This window comes from Parabacteroides sp. AF18-52 (assembly GCF_003479145.1).
Taxonomy (GTDB): Bacteria; Bacteroidota; Bacteroidia; order Bacteroidales; family Tannerellaceae; genus Parabacteroides; species Parabacteroides faecis.
Genome location: NZ_QUGR01000004.1, coordinates 278,806 through 303,895, shown reverse-complemented (window position 1 = coordinate 303,895; position 25,090 = coordinate 278,806). Strand labels below are relative to the sequence as shown.

General features: G+C 40.0%; 26 protein-coding genes. 4 read left to right on the top strand and 22 right to left on the bottom strand.

The window, feature by feature from the left end; translation table 11 throughout:
* Positions 1-190 precede the first annotated feature (190 nt).
* The 9 genes from DWX23_RS09800 to DWX23_RS09760 form a co-directional block, all read right to left on the bottom strand.
* Positions 191-1,282: a GNVR domain-containing protein gene (locus tag DWX23_RS09800; protein ID WP_122374423.1), complete on the bottom strand. Its 1,092-nt coding sequence runs from the start codon at positions 1,280-1,282 to the stop codon at positions 191-193.
* Between the two features lie 35 nt (positions 1,283-1,317).
* Positions 1,318-3,714: an SLBB domain-containing protein gene (locus DWX23_RS09795; protein WP_122374347.1), complete on the bottom strand. Its 2,397-nt coding sequence runs from the start codon at positions 3,712-3,714 to the stop codon at positions 1,318-1,320.
* A gap of 23 nt (positions 3,715-3,737) precedes the next feature.
* Positions 3,738-4,127 (bottom strand): lipocalin-like domain-containing protein, encoded by a 390-nt coding sequence (locus tag DWX23_RS09790; protein ID WP_122374346.1) that lies wholly within the window; start codon positions 4,125-4,127, stop codon positions 3,738-3,740.
* Positions 4,115-5,578, bottom strand: a complete 1,464-nt coding sequence (locus DWX23_RS09785; protein WP_122374345.1) for a capsule assembly Wzi family protein — start codon at positions 5,576-5,578, stop codon at positions 4,115-4,117. The genes DWX23_RS09790 and DWX23_RS09785 overlap by 13 nt, the downstream gene beginning before the upstream one ends.
* A gap of 225 nt (positions 5,579-5,803) precedes the next feature.
* Positions 5,804-6,070, bottom strand: a complete 267-nt coding sequence (locus DWX23_RS09780; protein WP_122374344.1) for a DUF4248 domain-containing protein — start codon at positions 6,068-6,070, stop codon at positions 5,804-5,806.
* Positions 6,067-7,245: a DNA primase gene (locus DWX23_RS09775; RefSeq protein WP_122374343.1), complete on the bottom strand. Its 1,179-nt coding sequence runs from the start codon at positions 7,243-7,245 to the stop codon at positions 6,067-6,069. Before DWX23_RS09775 ends, DWX23_RS09780 begins: the two co-directional genes overlap by 4 nt.
* A 13-nt stretch (positions 7,246-7,258) precedes the next feature.
* Positions 7,259-8,614 (bottom strand): DnaB-like helicase C-terminal domain-containing protein, encoded by a 1,356-nt coding sequence (locus DWX23_RS09770; RefSeq protein ID WP_122374342.1) that lies wholly within the window; start codon positions 8,612-8,614, stop codon positions 7,259-7,261.
* A complete protein-coding gene (locus DWX23_RS09765) occupies positions 8,611-9,111 on the bottom strand; it encodes a hypothetical protein (protein WP_122374341.1) in 501 nt (166 codons plus the stop codon). Before DWX23_RS09765 ends, DWX23_RS09770 begins: the two co-directional genes overlap by 4 nt.
* Positions 9,112-9,432: 321 nt before the next feature.
* Entirely contained in the window at positions 9,433-9,855 is a 423-nt protein-coding gene (locus tag DWX23_RS09760) for a hypothetical protein (protein ID WP_122352486.1), read from the bottom strand.
* Positions 9,856-10,271: 416 nt separating this feature from the next.
* Between DWX23_RS09760 and DWX23_RS09755 the strand changes: the two genes are divergently transcribed.
* Together DWX23_RS09755 and DWX23_RS09750 are read left to right on the top strand one after the other, a co-directional pair.
* Positions 10,272-10,721: an HU family DNA-binding protein gene (locus tag DWX23_RS09755; protein ID WP_122374340.1), complete on the top strand. Its 450-nt coding sequence runs from the start codon at positions 10,272-10,274 to the stop codon at positions 10,719-10,721.
* A gap of 12 nt (positions 10,722-10,733) precedes the next feature.
* On the top strand, positions 10,734-11,219 hold the full coding sequence (locus DWX23_RS09750) for a glucosaminidase domain-containing protein (protein WP_122374339.1): 486 nt from the start codon (positions 10,734-10,736) through the stop codon (positions 11,217-11,219).
* Here the strand turns inward: DWX23_RS09750 and DWX23_RS09745 are convergent, their stop codons facing one another.
* Positions 11,220-11,414 carry a hypothetical protein gene (locus DWX23_RS09745; RefSeq protein ID WP_122374338.1) on the bottom strand — a complete coding sequence of 65 codons (195 nt, stop codon included), beginning with the start codon at positions 11,412-11,414 and terminating at the stop codon, positions 11,220-11,222.
* Between the two features lie 92 nt (positions 11,415-11,506).
* Here DWX23_RS09745 and DWX23_RS09740 point away from each other — a divergent pair, with 92 nt between their 5' ends.
* Together DWX23_RS09740 and DWX23_RS09735 are read left to right on the top strand one after the other, a co-directional pair.
* On the top strand, positions 11,507-11,821 hold the full coding sequence (locus tag DWX23_RS09740; RefSeq protein ID WP_122374337.1) for a hypothetical protein: 315 nt from the start codon (positions 11,507-11,509) through the stop codon (positions 11,819-11,821).
* The gene (locus DWX23_RS09735; RefSeq protein WP_122374336.1) at positions 11,818-12,090 is read left to right on the top strand and encodes a hypothetical protein; all 273 of its coding nucleotides are present in this window, start codon (positions 11,818-11,820) and stop codon (positions 12,088-12,090) included. Before DWX23_RS09740 ends, DWX23_RS09735 begins: the two co-directional genes overlap by 4 nt.
* Before the next feature lie 56 nt (positions 12,091-12,146).
* Here the strand turns inward: DWX23_RS09735 and DWX23_RS09730 are convergent, their stop codons facing one another.
* The 12 genes from DWX23_RS09730 to DWX23_RS09675 form a co-directional block, all read right to left on the bottom strand.
* The gene (locus DWX23_RS09730; protein WP_122374335.1) at positions 12,147-12,995 is read right to left on the bottom strand and encodes an ATP-binding protein; all 849 of its coding nucleotides are present in this window, start codon (positions 12,993-12,995) and stop codon (positions 12,147-12,149) included.
* 90 nt (positions 12,996-13,085) lie between these two features.
* On the bottom strand, positions 13,086-14,051 hold the full coding sequence (locus DWX23_RS09725; protein ID WP_122374334.1) for a glycosyltransferase family 4 protein: 966 nt from the start codon (positions 14,049-14,051) through the stop codon (positions 13,086-13,088).
* Entirely contained in the window at positions 14,051-15,037 is a 987-nt protein-coding gene (locus DWX23_RS09720; protein ID WP_122374333.1) for an NAD-dependent epimerase/dehydratase family protein, read from the bottom strand. The genes DWX23_RS09725 and DWX23_RS09720 overlap by 1 nt, the downstream gene beginning before the upstream one ends.
* 56 nt (positions 15,038-15,093) lie before the next feature.
* The gene (locus tag DWX23_RS09715) at positions 15,094-15,870 is read right to left on the bottom strand and encodes a glycosyltransferase family 2 protein (RefSeq protein ID WP_122374332.1); all 777 of its coding nucleotides are present in this window, start codon (positions 15,868-15,870) and stop codon (positions 15,094-15,096) included.
* Positions 15,871-15,873: 3 nt separating this feature from the next.
* Positions 15,874-17,160, bottom strand: a complete 1,287-nt coding sequence (locus DWX23_RS09710) for a hypothetical protein (RefSeq protein ID WP_122374331.1) — start codon at positions 17,158-17,160, stop codon at positions 15,874-15,876.
* Between the two features lie 12 nt (positions 17,161-17,172).
* Entirely contained in the window at positions 17,173-18,552 is a 1,380-nt protein-coding gene (locus DWX23_RS09705; protein WP_122374330.1) for a phenylacetate--CoA ligase family protein, read from the bottom strand.
* The gene (locus tag DWX23_RS09700; RefSeq protein WP_122374329.1) at positions 18,549-19,865 is read right to left on the bottom strand and encodes a DUF362 domain-containing protein; all 1,317 of its coding nucleotides are present in this window, start codon (positions 19,863-19,865) and stop codon (positions 18,549-18,551) included. Before DWX23_RS09700 ends, DWX23_RS09705 begins: the two co-directional genes overlap by 4 nt.
* 141 nt (positions 19,866-20,006) lie before the next feature.
* Positions 20,007-20,966 carry a glycosyltransferase gene (locus DWX23_RS09695; RefSeq protein WP_158607066.1) on the bottom strand — a complete coding sequence of 320 codons (960 nt, stop codon included), beginning with the start codon at positions 20,964-20,966 and terminating at the stop codon, positions 20,007-20,009.
* A gap of 95 nt (positions 20,967-21,061) precedes the next feature.
* Complete coding sequence (locus DWX23_RS09690; protein WP_122374327.1) at positions 21,062-22,297, bottom strand: hypothetical protein; 1,236 nt, start codon at positions 22,295-22,297, stop codon at positions 21,062-21,064.
* 43 nt (positions 22,298-22,340) lie between these two features.
* Positions 22,341-23,183 carry a DUF4422 domain-containing protein gene (locus tag DWX23_RS09685; RefSeq protein ID WP_122374326.1) on the bottom strand — a complete coding sequence of 281 codons (843 nt, stop codon included), beginning with the start codon at positions 23,181-23,183 and terminating at the stop codon, positions 22,341-22,343.
* A 2-nt stretch (positions 23,184-23,185) separates the two neighbouring features.
* Positions 23,186-24,277, bottom strand: a complete 1,092-nt coding sequence (gene glf, locus DWX23_RS09680; protein ID WP_122374422.1) for a UDP-galactopyranose mutase — start codon at positions 24,275-24,277, stop codon at positions 23,186-23,188.
* A 13-nt stretch (positions 24,278-24,290) separates the two neighbouring features.
* On the bottom strand, positions 24,291-25,088 hold the full coding sequence (locus DWX23_RS09675) for a phosphorylcholine transferase LicD (RefSeq protein ID WP_122374325.1): 798 nt from the start codon (positions 25,086-25,088) through the stop codon (positions 24,291-24,293).
* Positions 25,089-25,090: the final 2 nt, after the last annotated feature.

The window sequence follows — 25,090 nt, the reverse complement described above, 5'->3', positions numbered from 1 at the left end:
TTGAACCCAAATGACAGGTTTTGTAGGGGCGGGGTTTACCCGCCCTTTGCGACAATAATATAACAACCGATGGAGAAGGGCGGGCAGACCCCGCCCCTACCAACGACACTACATTCATTTCTGATAAATACTGAACCTATTGCCATCCCCATTGGCATATTGCATATTGGCACATTACAGTATTAGAAAATTATTTAAACTCCTCTGGTTTGAACATGTCTTTGATGAATAAATATCCTACTGCTCCGAATATGGCCAAGAACACAAAGCCTATCAATATCAGTGGTTTCTTTGGGGATGATGCTTTCAGCGGGACAGTGGCAGGCTGTATGACGGTATAAACCGGTGTCTGCTCCTGAACACGGAGTTTATCCTGTTCCAGCTTCTGGGCTAATGTGTTGTAAACATTGAAGGTCAGTGTCATTTCATTCTTCAGTCGTTCCTGTTCTGTCCGGTAACTGGCGGAAATGATATTTTTATTGGCATCTTCAAAAGCTGCATATGCACGTTGTGCTTTATAGTAAGATTCGCGTGCCTCACCGAATACCTTCTCTGTAAACTCCAAATCCTGTTTGGCTTTCTGCGTACGGTAACTGGTGATATAGTTCTGAAGGTTATTCAAAACGACCTGCGTAACGTTAGCCGATATCAAAGGATCCTGCATCTGAACAGATACGGTTATAACCAACGTTTTTTTATCGACGGACACCGATATACGTTCCTGCAAATCCTCAATGACATCCGATTGCTCCTGAGTCAACAGAAAAGAGGATAACTCATTACTATCTTTTTCTTTCTCTTTGGAGAACATGTCTTTCACTACACCCAGCAGTTTGAACGGAGCCCGCAAAACAAAACTCCACCATGCACTTTTCTGATGTTCATCCATATATTCGTAAAAAGAAGTAGAAAGTGTCGCATCCTCATCCGTCACTTGTACCGGAAACAATTCCAGCAAAAAAGGAACACTGCCGACCACATCCGGATACAAATCCGGAGAGATAGCATCCGCTCCGGAAGATGTATTCAAATTGATCCCAGCCATCGCAGCCAATCCTCCCAGGTTTCCCATCTTCTTGGATGGGTCGGAAGTTTCGGGGGCCAGTTTTACAGTCGTACTATATTCTTTTGGAATACTGAAAGCCACCACCAAACCGACAACAACAGCTATACCGCCACATTTCAAAAGAAACCGGCGTTCACCCCATAACCGTTTTGCCAACTCTACCAAATCGATCTCCTGAGCATCGTTTTCTACATCAGGAACATTATTTTGAACCATAGACATCTTTCTAATTGATAATTGAAAATTGAAAATTACTTGAGAGTATTTATAATGGATGTTACCATTGCAGCCATTGAAGTCGTTGAACTGGCAATACTCAATACTTCCGCCAGGCTTGTCTTCCGATCGCGTTGTGTCTTGGTCGGGACAACGATCTCACAACCCGGCTCTACCTTCGGATAACGTTTGAAGAAGATAAAACACCTTTTGGTTGTCGCCACCTTCCCGTTCATATAGATCACGATCGGATATTTACGGGCAATATCATTATATCCTCCTGCCTGAGACAGGCATTTCCCTACTGACATACCCTTTGTATAAGTGACACTGTTCGGGTAAGTGACAGCACCGTTTATCTTAACCGTACTTTGTAACTGCGGGATATAAAGTGCATCCCCATCACGAAGCACAACGTCATGGGCACTTCCCGGACTAGCCAAGGCCTTTTCCAGATCGATACCGACTGAATAGTCTTTAATATTTTCCAGAGACAAGGCAACCGAGTCACGGCTTTGTTTATTGGAACTCAATTGTAGCAAGGTTTCAAGGCGGCGCATTTCATCCTCTGTCAACCGACGTTTCAAGCTCGCTCCTTTTACATAAGCATCCGGAGTTATCCCTCCGGCTTTAGCAATGATATCACTCAGACGGGAGTTCTTTTCCGCCAACACATAATCGCCGGAGAAAGTGATTTCACCATCGACCTTTACCACCTGTTGTTCCTGATATCCCGGTGAGAAACGCACATAAACTTCATCAAACGGCTCCAACGTAAAAATTGTATCACTCTTCTTTCCATCTATAGATATCAACCCCAGATTGTCGTTCAATTCAAAATTGAAGACCTCGGCCGTACGGTTCGTATTCTCGTGAGTCTTCGCATCTTTTATCCGACGGGCAACTTCCACATTAACAGTCGCTGCCGATTCCTTCAACCCTCCTGCCATCATAATAGCATCTTCCACCGTCAGATTATTCCGGTAAGGAAGAACCGTGTCCGTATAATTGACAGCTCCGCTCACTTTGATCGTATAAGGTTCGCGAAGGTCAAACAGAGAGGGGATATTCAGTTGGTCTTCCGGCTTGAGTTCCATATCCGGAGAAGTTCCATTGAGGATACTGCGGATATCGACGGCTATAACAGTCGTTGTGAAATCCGGATTCAACCGGATGATCTGGGCACGGCCGGTAAACTCATCTCCTTTCAGACCGGCTGCCTGGTCGATCAATTCTTTTACTGTATGCACGTTCGCATTTAATTCGTATTCTCCCGGACGCCAGACTGCACCTGTCACTATCAGGCGATTTTCATAGAAAGGAATCACAGAATCCACCAACAAAGAATCGCCGTCCATCATCGCAAAAGTGGGATATTTATCCGCTGTAACAGTGGCGATCTGGTAACGGCTACCCGCCTTACGCTTTACACGGACATCTTTCGTATAGGCATCTCCTGTGAAACCACCTGCCATATTCAATAGCCGTGACAACGTTTCCCCCTTCTTCAACTCAAAAATACGGTTACGCTTCACCTTCCCCCGCACGACCGCCAACTGATCGTAAGGGGAAACGATCACCATATCGTTCTCTTCCAGGCGGATATTCGTATCGTATTTGCCATTAAGCAGATAATCATACACATCCAGACAGGCGACTTCCTTACTATTCCGGTATACTTTGATTCCGCGAAGCGAACCGATCTCATTCACCCCTCCGGCAGCATACAACGCATTGAATAAGGTCGCAAAAGATGGAAGCGTATAGGTTCCCGGAGCAACCACCTCTCCCACTATATTCACTTTGATGCTGCGTATCTGGCCCAAACTGACCGATACAAACGTATTGGCCCCGTCCGTATCTCCGGACAAGGTCGACATAATCCGTCCCAACTCCTGGCGGATACGGTTCTCGGCTGCACCGATCGTCAATCCGCTGATAGAGACAGGTCCCAGGTTAGGGATCAGGATCGTTCCTTCGGGGGAAATCTTCAGTTTCAGATTCAACTCGGAATCGCCCCATACATTGATCAGTAACTCATCTCCGGCAGACAGAATATACCCTTTGGGAGTCGGCACATTCAAATCCGGTTCGAAAGACAGGTTCTTGTTCGAAAATATTTCACGCCCGAACACCGTTCCGCTTAAATCTCCTGCCGGACGATTGGCTTCCCGCTGGATCTCCAAAGGAGGTATTTCCTTACCTTCCGGAGCCATAACCGTACGATCGGTAACCACAGCATCCGATGCCGTACGGCTACTCTGTTCAGCACCAGACTGCCCCATCCGTTTATTTATCTCCTGACGGATCTGATCGTCCGTCATACCCGAGGCTTTCGCCTTGTCTATCAACTCCTGGGGTACCTGTGCCACCAATGGTACAGCCAGCCACACCAATCCCCCTAATAATACATTTCTGATTACGGTATTCATATTGTTATTTGTTTTTGTTGTTTTCAAAACTTTCTGAACTCCAACCGGGCATAATCCGATTGCAAAACCAACTGTTTAGAGGTTAATTCTTTTACTCCGAAACGTTGTTCCGTTCCGTTCATGCCGAAAGGCAATAGATTTTCAATTTTACTGATGGGCATTTCGACGAACAATGAATCCCCGGTATATTCCATATTTCCTGTCTGACTTGTCACACCGACTTGCATCAGATTGATCGTATGCAATGCCACACTATAATATGCCCGTTCCGGTGTTTCTTCCTCTCCGGAAGCATATTTTATCTTCATGATCTGCCAACGGCCATCCAGATCCCCATTGATCGGCATTTTACCACAAGCTCCGACTATCAACATCAGCAATATTGCTATCATATATCTTTTCATCGTATCCATCCTGTTTTTCTGATTGTTAGCATTCCTCCGGCACTTTTCCCCAACATCGCACCCCGGTCCATACCCAACGACGCTGTAAAGCTCCAGCCTTTCAGTTGATGCGGTGTATATTGTAATTCAATCAACGCATTCCCGTTCTTTTTGATCTCATAAAAAGGCATACTATATGTTCCCCAGTTACGAGTAACCGACAGAAGAATACGATACTGTAAGTCGCTAACCGGATTCCCCATCACCCCGAAATGATGTCCCTGCATACGTGAACTTTTAAAACTGATATCACCGTCAGTATTATAGACAGGAGACATCACCAAAGGATTTCCGATACCCATTCCCCAATGTTGCCAACCGGTATAAATACCATGATTATAATAATTATCCGCCCCACTTACCTGCTCTGGTATCTCCGGCGTATGGTCCCAATAAACAGGCCCCGTCTGATCTTTTGTCGACAGATATTCATACACAAAACGACTAATGACGGGATTTTTGGGAAATGTTATCTCTATCCCTGCCAGGCAGTCCTTCCAGCCATACTCACCGAACATCTGCGAGTGGTCTTCAAAATAATGCTCATAATAAGGACGAACCGTCCAATCCTGCGGAGCGTACCAGGTGAGTGAAAAATTCCAGCTTCCCAAATGATTCCCGTAAATGTTGGTTTGCTCTCCCATCGGAGTTTCACTACTTCCTCCGCTCGGAATAAATACTTTAAAGAAATCCTTGATCCCATTCGGCATATCGATCTTCTCATTCCCAATAAACGCATTCCCTCCGAACTGTGCTGCCATCTCCAGTCCTCCTTCAAAGATCAGTGGGAATTTCTCCCGATTGCCAACCTTCACATACAGATCTTTGGAATGATAAAGCACATGTTCCGTATATTTATTTCCCGGAGCCACGAAATCCTTCTGCCAATCATCATCCGTAAACATGCCATAAGCAATATGCCCTTTGAAGGCCAGCCAGCCTTTTGTCCCCGGTATAACGGTGTATTCCGGAATACCGATACGCACTTGCGGAATCGGTCGGGCATTCCCCGAAAACGTCAATCCCCCGCTACTTAAAAGCGGATTATTAAATTCACCATACCGTTCCTTGCTGCCGATACTCAGTCCCAGGCAACGATATTTCAAATCGGCATATAATTGCTGGACAATGAATGTTGACGTAAAATTATAGGCTACAGCCAGATCCGCCCCAAAAGCATACGAAAAGCGTTTATCTTCTTCCATATCCCGGAAAACCCCGGCACGCAGATAACCGTTATTCTTTTCGATCGATGAAAGTCCTTGTTTATTAGCCGCCAGCCAGAAAGGCGTATGTTTCCCTCCGCTAAAGCTGATCCCGGTTTCTGCCCGGTAACTCAGTCCTTTGGCAAACTGAGCATACGTATTCCAGGGAAGCAGTAAAATACCTCCCCAAAGAAGTAAGTTTGATATTAATTTCATTTATTTTCGATTTAGAAAGATTTGAGCCAATGTTGCAATAATAGAAAATATTGAACCCAAATGACAGGTTTTGTAGGGGCGGGGTTTACCCGCCCTTTGCGACAATAATATAACAACAGATGGAGAAGGGCGGGCAGACCCCGCCCCTACCAACGACACTACATTCAATTTTGATAAATACTGAATCTATTACTATCTCTATTGCCATATTGGCAAATGAACCTGTTAAGGTCTCCCCAGTATCTCGACAATACATTCTACCTGTTTCGGAGTCATGATCCGTTGCTGCCTGTTCCATCCGGCGGTATTCAGAAGAGAGACCAGTACCTTGTTAGCCAATACCCATGCCTTCAACCGGCGGGATGCTGCGGCAGGTGTGAGCGTCGGACTGTACAGAATCCCCAGTTCCAGCCAACTGAAACTACGGTTTTTCCATTTTTCCTCCTCTTCATCCTCCGATAACGGATGCTTTTTTTCCCGATCCTCTTTCATAGCCACCTCCAGTCTGATGTAGCAGGCCAATTATCCCTGAGCGATAATCCTGTCCGGTAGGCAAGCATCTTCGTCAAACCATCGAGCAACACTTCCCTTTCTCCGGCAGTACGCTTCTGTAACAACCGTTGGACCTGCCCGCTTATCCGGTTGAATAAAGCCAACTCTTCCGACGATAACAATTGCCTCCGTACCCCGCGGATAAAAGAGACAAAAGCCTCTTTGCCACGGCTCCTGAACAGCGAATCAGGATCTTCCCCGTCAGGCAAATGTCCTCTGACAGCCCAAAGACCTTCCCTGCGAAGAATTGCCACGGCCTCAACCGAAGCCTTCTCGCCCGGTCCGTCCCCGTCCAGCAAGACTGTCACCTGCGAAGTATATTTCTTCAGCAATGCGACATGCCCGTCACACACAGCCGTCCCGCACAAAGCAACCGTATTCCTGAAACCTGCGGCATGCATGGCTATGGCATCTTTATACCCTTCCACCACAAAAACAAACCCCTCCTGCCCGATCGCCCCTTTCGCCAGGTTCAGGGCATACAAGTTCTCACTTTTCCGGTAACCTTCCTCCACTGAGGTATTGATGTATTTCGGATCGCCGGGCTTCCCTCCGGATTGTTTCCGGGCTGCAAAAGCAATCAACCGTCCCATCTCATCACGGATCGGAAAAACGATGCGGTTCCGCATCTTATACCATTCTTTCGGAACCAGCCCCGGCGAAATGCCCACCTCAAAATCCAGATAAGCAGGTGTCAATTCCGAATTACCACAAGCGTAAGGCAGAAGGGAGGAAAAAAACTGCACGTTTTTTTCAGGTGACAGTGGACAAGTGACAGGTGACAGTTGCTTCGCGTCACTATTTATTTTCTTCTTTCTTCCACCTGTAACCGTATCTGTCATCTGTCCACTGTCAATTGTCAACTTTCTCGCAGCTTCCGCAAAACTGCATTTCTCCGCTTTCTGTACAAAAGCAATCACATCCCCATGTTCGCCACAGGCATAACAGGTGAAAGTCTGCTTTTGCGGATCGACAGTCAACGACGGATGATGGTCAGCGTGGAACGGACAAAGTCCGATAAACAACTTCCCCCGGCGTGACAGTTTGACGTAACGTCCGGCCACCTCTTCCAGGCGGACCGACCGTTTTATATGATCGATATTATATTGTGCCATTTCGTTCCGGGTATTAATAATCCGTTATTTTCGTAAAGGAAGCATTATAACGGAAACGGGCAATGCCGGTTGCCCCGTTCCTGTTTTTCACAATATAGAGTTTGCCTACTCCTTTGAGGTCCTCCTCTGTACGTTCGTCCTTGACGATCCCGTAACGTTCCGGGCGGTAGACAAAAAATACACAATCGGCCACCTGTTCGATAGTGCCGGAATCACGCAGGTCGCTCATCACCGGAATATGCGCCTTGTCGGCACGCTGATCGCTGGCACGGTTCACCTGCGAAACGACAAGGACCGGACAATCGGCATCCAAAGCCAGCTGCTTCAATGCCGTGATGTTACGTCCTACCACCTGCTCCTGCGTTTCATTTTTCTGGCGGATACTTCCCAGAAGATGCAAATAATCGAGGATCATGAAATCACACTCTCCCTTCTTGCTTTTCAATATTACTTTCGAACGGATATCCGCCAAAGTATTACAAGCCTTATAATCGATATACAAAGGCAGATGTTCCAGGTCTTTGCCCGCTTTTTCCAATTTTTCCAGATCGCGAGCCGTCAGTCCCGAGATACGCAGATGATCCGGATCGACATCCGTCATACCCGCCAGGATACGGTTCAGCATTTGCAGGTTCGACATCTCCAGACTGAAAAGGCAGACATACTTTCCGGCACGTGCCGCCTGGACGGCAATATGCAGTGCTACAGCCGTCTTTCCATCGCTCGAATGGCCGGCCAACACCGACAGTTCGCCTTTATGAAAACCACCGGTGACGTAATCGAACTCACCCAACCCGCTCCGTATACGGTTCCGGTCGTACGCCCCGTCCAACCGCTCCCGGTGCCACGCCACCGTTTCGGCAGCCAACACACCCACCGGACGTATCGGTTCGCTTCCGGCCACTTCCGTCTGCAGTTTCAGCAGCGAATCCTCCGCTTCCGAAATAATGGCTCCCGGATCGGCTTCGAAAGTACTGCTCTTAAAATTCAGCATAGCAAACAACTGTGCCAGGCAGCGCAAAGTATACTGCCGCTTGATTTCCCCGGCATAATGCAACACATTACCTCCGTGGCGCACATTCAGCATCGTAGTAAGCAGAAACGACACCCCGTCCAGTTCCTTCCAACGGGCCTCATCCATCCGCCGCATCTCCGTTTCGACCGATATCATATCCGGTTGCACACCCTGTTCGTATAAATTCATTATCGCCTGGAAAACAAATCCTGCCGCGGCATCCGAAAACATTTCCCTACGCAATAAGGATGATACCAGACCCGGTGCCTCCACACTGGTCAGCAGGCAGCACACCAATGTGTTCTCCACCTCCGCCAAAGTCAAATCTTTCTGTTCATCGACAGCCTCTTTCATGCTTCGCCTCCTTTTCCTTTCGGTGTAAATTGTTTGCTGCGTCCTCCCATAGTCTGTTCAGCGGCAGCCATTGCCTGAGCTGCTGAAATATCGTTTCCGTTGTCTACCGTATTTTCTGTCAGATACCCCGAGAAAAAATCATAATTGCAGACCTTGATCCGGGTGCCTCCGGCTATTGCTTCGTACTCGATCAGGCAGTCATCCGACAATGCTTTCAGATAATGCCCGACCGATCCGAAACTGATATCGGTACGGTCAGCCAGTTCACGATAGTTACCCAGATACTCACCACGGTGGCATGTATAAAAATATTTACCCAGCTTCACCATACCATCCTTGAAATAACACATAGAAACCAAGGCCATGAAAATTCTTGCATACAGGCGGTCTTTCTTTTGTAGGCTGAAAGACATGAGAAGCACTTTGCGAGGCATTTTCACAAAAGAATTTCCCAGGCTTTCCAATTTGCGTTCTACCCTTTCCTTCATCTCATTCATAATCCATTCAATTTAGGTTACTAATTATACGCTGAGTTATACGGATCTTATACGCCGAAACTGTTGAATTTTAAAAGCCTGATATAAATCCTCAAACACACTTTATACGAATGGGCCGGTCTCTCTTTAAATATAGATAGAAGTATCTTTTATATAGAATTTATAATTAGCGACTTCTCAACATTTTTTGATATCAGAACCGTTCTCTTGCGCTCTGATACAAACTTAGTCATTACCACTCGCCTTGAAAAATATATCTTGAGGGTATCTCTCAATTATAAATCCTTCGATTACAGTTGTTTAAATAATATATCTGTCACTTCAATTTTTCTTATGTTTCCTTTTCGTCTCTCTAACCGCTTCACAAATGTCAAAATACACATCATCCGCATCGCTCAGATGGTTGCAAATGGTATTTATTTCCTTACCGGTACGAAAAACCAGATCGATATGATCGGCCACATGTTCATACGTCCCGTCCAGTATTCCGCAACGAAGCATAGCCGATATATAAGCGATAAATAAATCCGGCTCGTTCACCACAATACGTTCGATCAGCAAACGGCAGGCATCGATTTCGCAATATTCCAGAATATCATCCCGATGGTGTTTATTAAAACGTTTCCTCAACACCTCCCAGGTCGCATATTGCTTTATAGCCGGTTCTCCCAGAAGCCACGCCAACAACATCACATAGCGTCCTTTATCCGGTAGCTTTTCAAGCCAATTTGACAAGGATTCCAAGGACAAATGATTTCCTGTTATTGCCCTGATTGTTTTTTTAAAACGTCAATTAAATTATTCACTATACGATTTATTTTATTTGTATTCATAATTCTCTGATTTTAAATCGTAATCTTGGTTTTATTCTTGTGAAATACCCTATTCTTCATTCCTCAAAACATATATGTTTCGTTCGCAAACCATATATGTTTTGCCGTTAAAACACCTATGTTTCAACAGCGTTTTTCATTCCTTTTTCTTTCAAAAATAACTGTCTTTATCCGCCGTTAACCATCGCTATCTGCTCCTATCCCGCAGGCACTTTTCGGCTGTATTTATCTTTGTAATGTTATCGATAACCAACTAACCGCCAGAATGCCGGAAAAGTTTTTTCATTGGCACATTGGCATATTATCCACATTAAATAATTATTTCCCATGCCATTAAAATTCAGACTTGTCAAAAGAAGGGACATGAGTAAGGATGCGGCCGAAGGAGCCGAACTTTACTATGCACAAACAAGCATCACCAAAAAGGTCGATCTGAACCGTATTTGCAGCCGTATCAGCAAATACAGTACGGCAAGCCGTGGTGATATCCTGCTGGTACTCGACGGCCTCTTGTCCGTCATGAATGAATCGTTGGGTGACGGTGAATCGGTGCACCTGGGCGATTTCGGTAGTTTCCGTATGGTTGCCGGCAGCAAAGGCTCTTCTACGGAAAAGGATTTCAATACATCTCTGTTCCACCGGGCACATATCGTTTTCTATCCGGGTACAATGCTGACGGACACGATCCGCAATGCCAGTTTCGAAAAATACATCATCCCCGGCACGGAAAGCAAACCGGAAGAAGGTGGCAGTAGCGACCGTCCGGAAATCGAGTAATAATTATTCAGTATGATAAAACAGGAATACATCAAACAGTACCTTTTCCCCGCCCGAAAGGCGGGGGAATGTTTCGGAATCAATCCGGTCGTTATCCTTGCCCAGTCGGCCATCGAAACCGGTTGGGGAGAAAGTACCCTGGCAAAGGAACATAACAATTTCTTCGGCATCACCGCCTATGGACATCTCAATGCTTTCTGGAAAGGAACAAAGACCGATCTTTCTGAAAACTGCGGTCATACTTCCTTATGGTTCCGCACCTACGAATCGCCGGAAGACAGTTTCATGGACTTCGCCCGTCTGATCCACACCGCTTATCCGGTAGCTGCCTCACTAAGCACCCGTCCTTCAGCTTATGCCAAAGAGATCGCTTACAGCAAATACATCAGCGAAGTGAACGGTGACAACCGCGCGGCTTACCAAAGGATGTTGGTGTCGATCTGCAGGTCGATCGAAAAGAACGTTTTGGTCAACAACGACTTTCATGACAAATTATAATTATCGATGAAAGTCTTTATGAATTCGTTCAAGGATCAATCGTCTGGATTCTTCTAAATACATTCCAGTCTTCAACGCTTCCTCCAAAGGCATAATAGGATATGTTTCTGAAGAATTGCCCCGTTGATATGTTATCTCCGGTTCCTTAACCGAAGATGTTTCATCTTGAATTGGGTATTCATTCAATTTTTTCATAAGACAATACTTTTTATTTGGTTATCTGATAAAGATACGATAATTCCATTGATCTATACTCATTAATTTTCAACTTTTAATTTCAAATTCATATGAATGTTCTTGAAACCATTCTCACCTTCCTCACCAGCCTTGCCCGGATCATCTTTCCCCGCAAGCAAAAGTCGACAGCCGGTGACTGTCCTTGTCCCCATCCCTACCCTCGTCCTCTTCCTGATGGCGATCACCCTGCTGTCTCTCCTGATGGAGCAAACGGAAGTGACGCTGACAGCTATCGGAGCGATACTCTCGCTCTCAACCAGGGCGACCGGGGAACCAAACAACGTGTCGAACCCATAGACATCGCCGGTTACAGTCTGATGGCTGCGGGACTAATCGGTGGTCTGTACAAATTATTTACTGCATGAGCTACAAAGAAAATTATCAACGTATGATCTGTTGTAACAATGCAACCGGATATGCTATCTATCATTGCCTGTTGCTGGCCTACGACCGGCATTGCCGGGAAACAGATCTATCGGGCATCACCGAACGTGATATTACCGCTATCAGTGAAATACTCCTGGTCAGCGAACGTTGGATTCGGCATGTGATCCGCAAGTATCATCTGTTCTATCTCATCCTTGACGAGTATTTTCCGGAGCCGGGATGGGAAGAAATGGAAAAAGTAATTTGATTGTGAAAAGCCTGTTGCTTCCTTAGATTTAGGGGCGACAGGTTTTTCTGTATGAGTTAATCCAAAACTGTCCAATGACCTGATTTTGCACTTCCTTCTCGTATAATTTTTCCTTTTTGTTTCAAAATGCGGATATTTTCAAAAACTTTTCTTTGAGAGATACCAATTACACTAGCCATATCGCTTGTTGAAATTGAAGGCTTTTGACGCATTAACGAGATGATTTTTGATTGATTTTCACTTAAATCATCTATGACCTTATCTATGACTTTATCTATGACCTTATCTATGACCTTATCACCGACCTTATTATCACTTATCCTTTCAAAAGTCTTTGAATATACCGTTACATTCAATCCGCCTGAAATTTGTTCGAATTCCGGTAATGGCAATCCTGCCTCTTTAAATAAGGTGATAACCCGGCGAATCCCCGAACCATATTTCTCTATCAAACCCAAATCTTTACAGAAATCAGCAACCATTTTATTACGTGGTGTCGATTTATAACGATTATTCATTAAATCATCGACCGTAATATCATCAGGAAGCATACCCGGATTGAAAAATTCAATTTTATTATCGTACACTTTCACGATCGAATCCGAAGCTGAACGATAATCACGATGAATGATCATGTTCAAAACAATTTCTCTTATTGCTTCAAGGGGATATTGCCAACGTTCGGTATTATAAGCACTGCCGGTAATAATTATTTCTTTGTTAATATGCTTTCGTACAAAATCCAAAACCTCATTGATTTGGGTTAGTACATCCGACTTCGAACGGGCAGAATCTTTAATAATAATATCCGTTTGAAAACGCCCCAACTCTACTGTTGAGATAATATTATCATCTTTATGAAAGAGTAAAAAAGCTGCATTTATTATTTTGTCCTCTCTTAGCATATACCATCTATGACTGTATATTGAAGGCTTACTAAAAGCATTCCGAAAGTATAGATCTCTCCGGGATTACCAACCGTGATATCTCAAAGATCAGTAACTATGTATTTCACAACAATGATGCAAACGAAAATACTTTTTCATAAATGCTATATAACACAAGGACAATATAATGATTGTACTAGCCAGGTAGTAATAACTGTATGTATAAAAATAAATAAAACCAATTATTATCAACCCTTGTACAACCATATAAATAGTAGCCACAACCAAATGTGGTATCTTTAATTCGTTCGCCATTATCTGATATAAATGCTTACGATGTGGCAATCCTATATTTTCATGAAGCATTAAACGGTGAATGATAGTCAATACACTATCCACTCCATAAACCACCAGCAGAATGATCCAACTTAGGTTTTGTGTTTTAATAATCAACAATCCCATCAAAAACAAAATAATAAATGCAATACCAACTGCACCGACATCTCCTGCAAAACATTTAGCCTGTTTCCGAAAGTTGAAAAAGTTGAACACCAACACCGCACAAAGTACCGTATAAATAAAATCCTGTTCTACGAAATAAACAATTACATTATTTATATAAGCGAATGCTGTGAGAACAACTAATGAATATCCTCCAGTTATACCATTTATCCCATCCATAAAATTATAAGCATTGATAATACCTGTACAAAGAATCAATGCGAGTAAAATAGTCCACCAAGGAAACAAAAATCCCCCCCATTGATAAAGCATCAACGTCATAGCTAAAAAATGAAATACCAACCGTATCCAATTACTAACAGAATGAGCATCATCTACAAAACTGATAAAAGAGATCAAAGTCAATGCCAACATAAACCAAGGATATTCAAATCCACTCACAAGAAAATAGGCAAGAGCACCAAAATAAAATATGATTCCTCCTCCCCGTAGGGTTACATAAGTATGTGAACTTCGTTCGTTTGGCTTATCAATGATATTGAACTTATCAGCAATACTAAAATAAGAAAGCTCTATAAGAAAAAGCAGTATAAAAATTACAGAATAATACATCACTTTATCTTTTCAAAAGACTGAATAGTTTTAATAAGTCCTTCGCGGGCTGTAACAGGCATTCGATCGATATCCAATGCTTGTTTTATTTTTGAATTACTTACGACATAATTTTCGGTTAGTTTACGTAAACGATCAATATTCAATGGCAAATGCAACAGTGTTCCCAATCCGGCACTTTTCTCTATCAATCCTTTATTTACTTTCCAGATATGAGGCTTTTGTCCTATAGCTTCACACATTATTGAAATTAACTCATTTGTTGAAAGAGCTTCATCATCCGCCATATGATAAACTCCCGAAGGGATATTTCTTACCAATAACTCATTTATTACATAACAAAGATTATCAATCGAAGTAAACGAACGATGATTTTCAAAATCTCCTAAAGGCCAGGGAAAATCTTTTTTTACTACATTATATAGTAAATTCAAATTTCCCTTATTTCCCGGACCATGAATCATACAAGGACGAAGAATATAAACTTTTTTCTCCCCTTGTCCCGGAACTCTCAACTCTCCATTTTCAACTTTCAATTTGCTAAGTATATACTCTTCCGCCTTGATTTTACTCTCTCCATAAGGTCCTTTTGGAGTCGGTATCACATCTTCCGTCAACACATTACCTATCACGCTATCAGCAGCGGCTTTCACGGAACTAAAGAAGATAAATTTCTTTGCCGATGATTTCAAAAAGAAATCGAATATCTTTTGAGTCAATCCCGTATTGATATCAAAGTATTCCTGTGCTGCTAATTGATTTTTTGTATCATGAGCCTTACCCGCAAGATGAATAATAGCATCAAAGGCTGATAATTGTTGTATCGACAAAGATGCCAGATCAAAATCTTTCCAACCGAAAGTCTTTATCACCCCCTCCTTTTTCGGATCGACAATATCCAAGCCGTAAAGATCATGACATTCCTTTAAAGCAACAACAAGATTGGAACCCACAAAGCCATGGATTCCGGAAACTAATATATTCATAAGCTAATTAAAATCGTTCAGACTAATCGTTAAATACAAAAACGAATATTCCGATATTACAAATTGATAATATACAAGCGCAACTTTTTCAAGAAATAGGAAGGTACATAACTAAAAATAAATGCTAAATACGCTTTAAACAATGAATACCCCAAAACTTGTTGATAAATCGCTACATTATAATTTATAAGAGAGAATTTATTATGTGAAATAGAATTTCTATGGACTCTGTAGATAGCGAGAGGTTCTTTCATCCCATAAGCTACCTTACATTTTTTCATAATTTTTAGCCAAAGTCCCCAATCTTGTCTCTTCCTCAGATCAGGTAAGTATATTTTTCCAAAAGCTAAAGCATCATAAATAACTGTCAAGCACCCAATCCCGTCATCTCGTTTCAAAGAACTATAATCAATACTATGCTCACACACGACGATACCCATAATCGTATTATGTTCATCACAAGTCATATAGGAAGTATAGGATAAAACAGCTTCTTTCTCTTTCATAAAAGCAAGTTGCTTCTCCAATTTTTCCGGATACCATCGATCATCACTATCACAAAAAGCAATATATCTTCCCCTCGCCATCCGAATGGAATGATTACGAGCGACAGCCGCTCCTGCGTTCTGCTTTAATTGAAAGAACTTTATCCGAGAATCTTTCCGTTGATAATATTCCACAATATCTCTTGTATTATCCGTCGAACAATCATCAGTAATCAATAACTCCCAGTTCACATATGTTTGGGATAAAATAGACTCTATGGTTTGCGCAATGAAGCTGGAAGAGTTATAGGAAGGGGTGATAATAGAAACGAGATCGAAATCCTTCATAAGTTATTTACTTAATACGTCCTTTTCGCACAAATACATAATATACAAAGCCCTTTCTCCTGTTCGAGGAGAATCAAAACTCACATATTTTCCAAATGGAGATACACGAGGATGAAGATCACAAGCTATATGGCATTTAAAATCTTTTGTCTGAAACTCTTTAGGAGAATATATATTTACTAATAACTCCACATCCGAAGTTTCAACATCCACTTTATAAATTTTCGACATTCGACATTTATCCGGATAGGTGTCTGTGACAAAAATAGTATCCGATACAAACGATTGGTGTCCATCGGAATTTAACTTATCCCCTAATACTATGTTGTAATTACCAACATCATTCATATCAAACAAAACATGACAACTATTACCATTTATAATGCAAGAAGCTATTAACTGATTCCTGTTATTCCATACATAATGGGAGCCAGACTCCTGTGTAGGTAAGGTTATAAGTTGTCGATCATACAAATCATAAACCATAATCTTTGTATGCCGCTTCATATAATTCCCATCAGTTGGTATTTTCCGATATAAGAAAGAAAGATACCGGCCATCTTTCGAAAACTCCGAATGAGTGACAAAATGCATATAACCTTGCTTATAGGATTTATCCTCCATTTGTTCTAGTTCAAACAAAGAGATAAGCAACTCTGAGGTATTTTCTTTCAAATCCACCAAGAACAACCCACTATCTGCAGGTGCAGATTCATTCAATCTTCCTCCGTCCCGGTAAGGATAACCATATCCCGGCATACAACGCTCTAAGCGTTCATAGCTAAAAGAAGATGCTAAAGATTTTTGTTCGTCTTGATAAACTGCATCAATCGGATAATTGATTACTTGGAATCCTCCTGTCGATAAATCATGAATCTTAGATATAAGCCGACCCTCTATTGCAGTATTATAAATCATCCGATTCTTATCCAACCATTGCAACCTGCATCCTTTATGATAATTCCATGCGTAAGAAGTATCCACCCGATGAAAATCCTTCATAGAACCTTGCTCCAAATTAAAATATCCGACATCCAACCCATCCGCAGGTAAAGGCATACGCAAATCAAATTTATTTTGATTCGCCAACAACTTTGTCTCATCATAAGAGAATGGTGTAACATCGTGGAACCCAAAGAAAAAGCCTTCCCTGTATTGATATGAAGAAGAGAAATATTCCTTCCTCTTTGGCAGTAAGTCAAATACACCCTGATACATATTCCGTACAAACTGCTTCAAAGTGGGGTTCTTACGGACAAGACCATAGATGGTAGATTCTAGTTTATTCATAATTCAACATGTTTATTTTTTCAAATCGGATACAACTGCCTTAAACTTCCCTGCCTTTGTACGAGGAATCTCATCCATATACTCAAATTTCACATTAATGGTGGGACTTATCCATTGGGATATATTTATCAAAAGTTTCTTTTCCGTAGCCACACCATAGGTATTCCTTTTTACGATACGTAAAATCATCTCACCCAAGACTTTTTGGACAATTTGACACTCCTTCACATCTGATGTATCCTTGAAAATATAATCCAAACGCTGAATGTGAAGTCCTTCCGGAGTAACGATATAGTCCTCATTACGCCCAACAATATCCTCTATGATTTGACTATGCAAGCCACATCCACATTCCCGATCAGAAAACACAGCCGTATCCCCATTTTGATAACGGATAAATGGCATACCTAGATTTACGAATCCTGTAGCTAAAATTTCACCCTGTATCCCATTCACAACAGGAACAGCCTGATCCAACTCCATGTGGCCGATCTCAAAATCTTCGTGATAAACAGAATGAATACAATGAGTAGCGATAGCTGCCTGTTCTGAGAAACTATACAATTCATGGATCTGGACATCTTTAAAAACAGCCTGCAAGATACTTTTCTGATTTTCATACAGTTTCTCAGCTCCCGTGAATATGTGTTTGGGAAAGTAATTCAGAGTCTGTCCTGTATTAATCAACTCATTTGCGAAAGCGGTCATAATAGATGGATAGCCTATAAACATCTCTATATGTTTTGTATTAATCCAATTCACGATATCCCGCATCTTCCATTCATTCAACTGATGCATATTAATGAAATAACGGTTCAAGACTCTATCATATCTCCAATAGGGAGGTTTCGAAGTTGAAATAGGAACAATAGGACGACCGGAGAAATTAATACAAACTTTTCCCAAGTCAAAACCGAATCTGTTCTTATATCTCTGATCTACCGCCCAATAATAGGCAGAGCTATATCTAGTCCAATAGAAATCCAACGCTTTTCCCGTTGAACCACTGGTATTAAATTGTATAAGCTCATTTTGGGGAATATTATTGGCAACCAAGCCAAGCCAATTCTCTCGGATTTCCTCTTTCGTCAAAATTGGGAATTTTTGCAAATCTTCCAATTGCTTAAAATCGGAAGGAGATAAACCTACGTCAGCATATTTTTTTCGATAATAGGGGCAATGTCTATAGGCCTGCTCCAATATCTTAAAAATATGTTCTTCTTTATAAGAACGGATCTGTTCTCTTGACCAATCATGGGTTGAGTTCAAGAAATCCAATATCTTATAAAAGTCATCATTGAAACGCTGTCTCTTTAGTTTGTATCCATGAAGAGAGACTGCGATGTTTTGAAGCCAATAAGGGAGAGATGAGTAAATAGATATAGCGTTCATAAGTCATTTTCATTTTGATAATTAGGTAATTCTATATGACCCTTCCAGCCAAAATAAGGAATAAAATCAAAATGATCTTTCTCTCTCAGTTCATCCAAGCTACCACTCCAATCTTTAATGTCACTGACAATATTTATATTTTGGGGATCAATTTCAGATATAGGCATTTCATGTTTTGAGAAAGCTTCATATACCACAGGCAATTTTTTCCAGTCAAACCCCATTAACGTCGTAGCAACAGCATCCACACTTGCAGGATCCTCTCCCGATACATAAATACCACACTCCTTCGGATCCCCTTGCATCGGACCAGCCCCTTCCATAGCGACAACACCATCTATAACAGAGTAATAACGTTTTTTAGTCTTTCGATATGTACCATCTGGATTCCCATATATCAGACAACGATTCAAATCTAGCGTCATTCGCCAAGTAGTATCATTCCCATACCAGTTTCCACTACGAATTGTATTGTGTGTAGCACCAAAGACTTTCTCACCCTCCGCACGAAGTATTTGAGCTATCTTAATCCCTACAACCGGAATATTGATAATTAGCCTCTTTACCAACTTAGACCCCAATGTTTCGAACTGTCGTTTTAATGATGTATCAGGATAATCATCGCCACCATGTTTAGGATCCCCCCATGTATGATGAGGCAAATAATTCTTATCAGCCGTTATCCCCACAAAGTTCTTAATGCTTAAAGTAACACCTGTTTTTTTATGAGTTTTCATTTTGGGCAAAGAAATCACCACATCTGCCATAATAGGAGTCGCACAAAGTAAATATTCTTGCGTTATTCCTTTATGATGTTTATTCAATTCACCATAATCAGAGTCCGCTCCAAAATAATTTCCTTCCCCCTTATGCCCATAAAACAAACTATTTTTTCCTAAATTAAACAGAACTGTTCCATTAGGGTCACCAGCTAATTTCTTTTTGTGTGTGATAATCCCTTTTTCATTTATCCACTCTTCATTCCGCAAGTCAATCACTCGAACCGGTAGTCCATATTTAGAGGCACAATCCACTGCTATTTCTGTTAAGCCTAATTTTTTATCTATTTGCTCAAAAGAAGAATCAGTTTGAGGAGCATCACAAATAAAAACCTGCCCCTTCCCTTGCAGTTTTTTACATACAAAATTTGTTACATATTTAATCAAATCCGGAGATGTAACAACGCATTTCCATTCACTTTTATCTGTTTCTTTTCCTTCTTTTACAAGATTTGGCTTTAACACCACTCGATCTCCCGGACGGATATCCATGAAATCAAGATAAGGAGCTTGTTCATTTATATATACATTCATAAATCTAATATTACAATTTTTCTATATCTCATTATATTCTAGTAGAAGACAATACAAAGTTCTGATGCCACATCTTCAAAAGTTCAATCCACTAGTTATTTTCCTCACGAAACAACTAAAAAAAGCCCAACATATCCTTATTTATTTCCATATTTTTAAAATCATTTTGACAGGTATAAACATTGATAATTTTAGAAGAAGCCAGTAAACAATATTACCTGAATAGTTTCTTTTATAACGTATCCTTCCATCCGCAATGAACAAGGCATTTATTTCTTTACTTTTCATATCAGAACGCAGATAATATCGAAGATTTAATAAATAGAATAATGAAAGGAAAAAGTTTATATGCTTTCGTATGGATTTATTCTTAGCTGCAATAGGAATGAGAAGTTCACGTAAATATATTAAATTATTATAGTACTCCTTACTATATGATCTATATCCTTGCATCACAGAATCATCGCGCAGCTGGTAAACGAATGACAATCTTGCAGAATAATACACTTTCTCCGCTTTCATCATTACTTGTAAAAAGAAAAGGAGGTCCTCTCCTATCTTAACTCCTTTTCTGAAACAAAAACCATGATCTAACAAAAAATGGCGTTCATATATGCTACTACATATATTAACGCGCAATTTCTTATTTAAGAAATTGCGCGTTAATATCCATCCTGACATTTCTTGAGTATCAAAGGAATGGAAAACATAGCTTTTCACTCTGCGGCCATTCCGTCTTGCCTCATAGCCAAAAGCAAACATCCGACAATCGGGATGTTGGGTAATTGTCTGTTTGAAATAATCCAAACTTCCATCTGTCAATGTATCATCACTATCTAAGAAATAAATGTATTTCCCTTTTGCTGAAAACAATCCCGTATTACGTGCCACGGAAACACCTTGGTTTGGTTGGTCTATCACGAAAATACTATCCTCGAAGGATTCATACTTTCGTAAGATAGACAGAGTATTGTCCGTGGAACCATCGTTCACCAATATAAGTTCGCAACTTGAAAAGTCTTGCTGTAACAACATCTCAATAGTATTGGCAACAAATCTTTCGCTGTTGTAACAAGGTACAATAATAGAAAGTATTATCACTGTCTTTTTAATTAAGTAAAGTAATTAATAATTGTGCGCTTTAATACAAAGCTGCTCCCTCTAATAATTTTAAAGAATAGAGTATTGCTGTTTATTTAATAGACTACATTACAGTCCCCATTCCTCTTCAAATAAATTAGATTCCCAATAACTAGGGAAAGAATAGCTTCGTTGAAGTTTATAGTGTTTAGCATCAAAGTTACAAGCAAAAACAGACAAAAGTCAGCCTTTGGTATCCAAAGAGAAATCTTTTTGAATGCATTCACAATGATGTAATATATTGGTAGGGCAAAAATTCCCAATTCGAATAACGGTCCTCCTATCGCCGTAATTGTTTTTCTTGCTCCCAAAACAGAAGGACTTACGAATGGGGCGTAGGTTGGATTTTCAACAACTCGTTCCATATATTTGTTGAAACATCCAAATCCATGCGGCATTCCCCAGTCATCAATGAAACCTTTTATTGAAAAAAAAGAAACACAGAGCCGGTAATCTCCATTAATAAAAAATACAGCAGGGTCTTCCTGTAGGTATTGTAAAAGTCTTGTAAATCTTATATCAACATTTTCTAAAAGATATAAAACTATATGATAACCAATATAACATAAGACTATCAATATGAATAGCCAGCTGAATCTATGGCTACTCGCTAAAATTCTATATAGCATATATAAAAAAGCAGAAATAGCTATACAAAAAAAGCAAGTGCTCGAAAGTGACAACAATATTATTTGTATCAGCAGCAGCAGAGTAAACAGTTTGTATGTCGACCGATTTCTAAAATTCAAATAATTTATGATCAAAAACAATAAACAAGTCATTCCATAGCCAGTAGGTTCTACGGAAAGACCTGTCACTCCCCTTCCCGATTCCAGCATTAACTCATTATTTGAACGAAAAAGAAGAAATTCCATAAAAGAATGATAGAAGAAATATTGGATGATTCCTACAATAAACCATATATACACAACCCATTTAAAAAGTGCATAAGGCATTCCTCCCAAACAGCTAAGAGTAATATAAGAGGCATAAACAATGAAAAATAAACTTAAATAATTAGTCAAAATCTCTAACCCAAGCCAATCTTCCCAAGAAAAAAGCATGCATATTATGGCTGCAATCAAAACAAACAACAGCCACGCTACATCTTTTACAACCTTGTTTTTACCCAATAATACAACAATGAAAAACGATAAAATCAGAGCGTTAGGTTGCTTATCTATGTTTAAAGGTAATATCCGTAGACATGGAAAGAAACAGAAGAAAAGAAATGAGAAAAGCAAGAAAGAAGTAAACTTACTATTAATATATTGATAAATAGCATTATTCATTAGGATAAAAATAATTACTTTAATGAACTTTTTATCAAATTCTCTATCTATACTCTTTTATCAATCTTTCCAGATGAGGCAAACAGATTCCATCCTGTTCTAGTCCAACAATAGCAGCATTGTCTACTATTCGCTTAGTTTGTAAATTCCAAAGGAAGAAAGTTATATGATTCTTTATATCAACCATCCACGTAATTTTATGATATTTAGATCTTATTTGATTATTATCTACTTTTACATATTTAATTCTAAAGTTATTATGATAACAATAAAGTCCTAATAACCATTCTCCCATATATGCTAGGCTTCTGTTCATTCGTGCATATTTGAATGAACATAATCTATTTTCTACACAAAAAAGAATATCATATAAAAATTTGCAATAATTATCTAATTCATTTCTTTTTGTAATGAACATAGAATATGGAATAAATTTATTTCTATAAAAATAATCAACTATACTTTTTTTATAGCCTGGATATAATTCTAATATGGTATCTAATAGAATACACCAATCTTCTGTACAAACAGTTCGCTCAAATTTGTCAGCATTAGATGTAGGAAGAATTACAGGCTTTATCAATAAGAAGTCTTTTCCTTTCATCAGTTTGTCAATATTTTCATCTGAAATTTTCAAATTATACAATCTACGATAATGTGCTAATCCTATATATTCTACATCTTTCAAATTCTTCCAGGCCCAATACAAAACGGATGATTCACAATATCGCTTATTTTTTTCGCTAATGTTATCACCTGTATCATCCCCCTGGATTCCCAAATTCACATCTGATATAGCTTTTCCTCCTTGTATAGGAATATATACATTATCATGATTAAAATCACCTTTTTTATGAGTACATACTAATATTTTAATCTTCTCCATACTCAAATATTTTCATTTAATATTTTCTCTACGATTTGATGCATATCATAATACTTATACTCTGCCAACCGACCTCCGAATATCACTGACTGATCTTGGTCTGCCATCATCTTATACCGTTGATAGATTTCAGTATTCTTTTGGTCATTAACCGGATAATAGGGTTCACAACCTTCTGTCCACTCCAATGAGTACTCCTTCGTGATAACTGTCTTGGATTGTGTTCCGAATTCAAAATATTTATGCTCAATGATACGGGTACAGGTATGTTCCGTATCCGTATAATTCACAGCGATATTACCTTGGTAATTATCCTTATCTAATATTTCCTCCTCAAAGCGAAGGCTACGATAATCCAGTTTTCCAAAAAGGTAATCGTAGAACTCATCTATCTTTCCGGTAAATACAATACGATCCGCTAATTGGGTCAAAGATTCCCGATCCTTGAAAAAGTCCACATTCAAACGAATATCTACCCCTTCCAATAGACCTTCGATCAACTTATTATACCCTCCCATAGGAATTCCCTGATAGCAATCATTGAAGTAGTTGTTATTGTAGCAAAATCGAACCGGTAAACGGCGGATGATAAAAGCCGGAAGTTCTGTACATTTTCTACCCCATTGCTTTTCAGTATAGCCTTTTATCAAAGTTTCATACACATCTCTTCCAACCAAAGAGATTGCTTGCTCCTCCAGGTTTTGAGGTTCCTTCCCTTCAAATTCCTTTCGTTGCTCATCAATAATAGACTTTGCTTCATCAGGTGTATTCACTCCCCAAAGTTGATGGAAAGTGTTCATATTAAAAGGTAAATTATACAATTTTCCTTTGTAACTGGCCAACGGTTCGTAACGAAAATGATTGAATGGGACGATAGAATTCACAAAATCCCATACCTCCTTATTTGAGGTATGAAATATATGTGGACCATATTTATGAACATTGATGCCCTCTATATTTTCACAATACAAATTACCACCTGTATGAAAACGTTTTTCAATCACCAACACTTTTCTCCCTACTTTTCTTGCTTTATAGGCAAACATGGAGCCATACAGGCCAGCTCCAACGACCAAATAATCGTATTTTTTCATCATTCAAATCGATTTATTCTTTATAAAAAACTTCAAAAGAATGCTTGGGGACCCGCTCACATACAGGGGGAAGTTTCATATAATCTCCATACAAGCTCTTTAAAACAGCATCATATTTATATGGAGCAAAAAAACAATTATTTTCAAACTCTAATAATACAGTTTTTTCCAACATATTTTTTTCAAACAACTCCTTTTTTTCTCTGGTCATCACAACAAGAAGAGCAACCTTATCCGATTTATCATACGATGATAATCTCAACATTTTATCCACGACATTCAAACAATACTTATAAATCCCAAAAGGGAGTTTCATTATTATCAAGCTTAAACCTTTTTTGAATATATTTTTTTTTGATATAATTTGTTGCAATCGGCAATATAACACGATTCTCAATACCTCTAAAAATCTTAGATAAATTGAAAAAGCATATTCAGGAACCCCATCAAGAGGAAATATATCAATTGAGACCCCAACTCCATTTTCATAAGTAATTTTTTCATTTTGAATTGTTCTTGTATCCTCAACTCTAGCGAACAAATTTGGATACTTCAGATCTGAATGATAAGACAATGATCTATAATTAGAATTTTCGTTATTATACATATTTAGAAATCTTTGATAATCCGGTCTAGGCATCATTATATCAATATCGTCATCCCAAGGAATATAGCCTTTATGCCTAACAGCACCAAGAAGGGTTCCATACGTCAAATAATATCTAATACCATTTTCTTCACAAAATCTCGCCACATCAATTAATATATCGAGTTGAATTTTCTTCATCTCGTCTAAAGACATTTTTCTCATAT

What these genes read in the sequence shown, in the direction of transcription:
- DWX23_RS09800 (WP_122374423.1), bottom strand. Translation starts at nt 1,282, where the DNA reads ATGGTTCAAAATAATGTTCCTGATGTAGAAAACGATGCTCAGGAGATC.
- DWX23_RS09795 (WP_122374347.1), bottom strand. Translation starts at nt 3,714, where the DNA reads ATGAATACCGTAATCAGAAATGTATTATTAGGGGGATTGGTGTGGCTG.
- DWX23_RS09790 (WP_122374346.1), bottom strand. Translation starts at nt 4,127, where the DNA reads ATGGATACGATGAAAAGATATATGATAGCAATATTGCTGATGTTGATA.
- DWX23_RS09785 (WP_122374345.1), bottom strand. Translation starts at nt 5,578, where the DNA reads ATGAAATTAATATCAAACTTACTTCTTTGGGGAGGTATTTTACTGCTT.
- DWX23_RS09780 (WP_122374344.1), bottom strand. Translation starts at nt 6,070, where the DNA reads ATGAAAGAGGATCGGGAAAAAAAGCATCCGTTATCGGAGGATGAAGAG.
- DWX23_RS09775 (WP_122374343.1), bottom strand. Translation starts at nt 7,245, where the DNA reads ATGGCACAATATAATATCGATCATATAAAACGGTCGGTCCGCCTGGAA.
- DWX23_RS09770 (WP_122374342.1), bottom strand. Translation starts at nt 8,614, where the DNA reads ATGAAAGAGGCTGTCGATGAACAGAAAGATTTGACTTTGGCGGAGGTG.
- DWX23_RS09765 (WP_122374341.1), bottom strand. Translation starts at nt 9,111, where the DNA reads ATGAATGAGATGAAGGAAAGGGTAGAACGCAAATTGGAAAGCCTGGGA.
- DWX23_RS09755 (WP_122374340.1), top strand. Translation starts at nt 10,272, where the DNA reads ATGCCATTAAAATTCAGACTTGTCAAAAGAAGGGACATGAGTAAGGAT.
- DWX23_RS09750 (WP_122374339.1), top strand. Translation starts at nt 10,734, where the DNA reads ATGATAAAACAGGAATACATCAAACAGTACCTTTTCCCCGCCCGAAAG.
- DWX23_RS09745 (WP_122374338.1), bottom strand. Translation starts at nt 11,414, where the DNA reads ATGAAAAAATTGAATGAATACCCAATTCAAGATGAAACATCTTCGGTT.
- DWX23_RS09740 (WP_122374337.1), top strand. Translation starts at nt 11,507, where the DNA reads ATGAATGTTCTTGAAACCATTCTCACCTTCCTCACCAGCCTTGCCCGG.
- DWX23_RS09735 (WP_122374336.1), top strand. Translation starts at nt 11,818, where the DNA reads ATGAGCTACAAAGAAAATTATCAACGTATGATCTGTTGTAACAATGCA.
- DWX23_RS09730 (WP_122374335.1), bottom strand. Translation starts at nt 12,995, where the DNA reads ATGCTAAGAGAGGACAAAATAATAAATGCAGCTTTTTTACTCTTTCAT.
- DWX23_RS09725 (WP_122374334.1), bottom strand. Translation starts at nt 14,051, where the DNA reads ATGTATTATTCTGTAATTTTTATACTGCTTTTTCTTATAGAGCTTTCT.
- DWX23_RS09720 (WP_122374333.1), bottom strand. Translation starts at nt 15,037, where the DNA reads ATGAATATATTAGTTTCCGGAATCCATGGCTTTGTGGGTTCCAATCTT.
- DWX23_RS09715 (WP_122374332.1), bottom strand. Translation starts at nt 15,870, where the DNA reads ATGAAGGATTTCGATCTCGTTTCTATTATCACCCCTTCCTATAACTCT.
- DWX23_RS09710 (WP_122374331.1), bottom strand. Translation starts at nt 17,160, where the DNA reads ATGAATAAACTAGAATCTACCATCTATGGTCTTGTCCGTAAGAACCCC.
- DWX23_RS09705 (WP_122374330.1), bottom strand. Translation starts at nt 18,552, where the DNA reads ATGAACGCTATATCTATTTACTCATCTCTCCCTTATTGGCTTCAAAAC.
- DWX23_RS09700 (WP_122374329.1), bottom strand. Translation starts at nt 19,865, where the DNA reads ATGAATGTATATATAAATGAACAAGCTCCTTATCTTGATTTCATGGAT.
- DWX23_RS09690 (WP_122374327.1), bottom strand. Translation starts at nt 22,297, where the DNA reads ATGAATAATGCTATTTATCAATATATTAATAGTAAGTTTACTTCTTTC.
- DWX23_RS09685 (WP_122374326.1), bottom strand. Translation starts at nt 23,183, where the DNA reads ATGGAGAAGATTAAAATATTAGTATGTACTCATAAAAAAGGTGATTTT.
- glf (WP_122374422.1), bottom strand. Translation starts at nt 24,277, where the DNA reads ATGAAAAAATACGATTATTTGGTCGTTGGAGCTGGCCTGTATGGCTCC.
- DWX23_RS09675 (WP_122374325.1), bottom strand. Translation starts at nt 25,088, where the DNA reads ATGAGAAAAATGTCTTTAGACGAGATGAAGAAAATTCAACTCGATATA.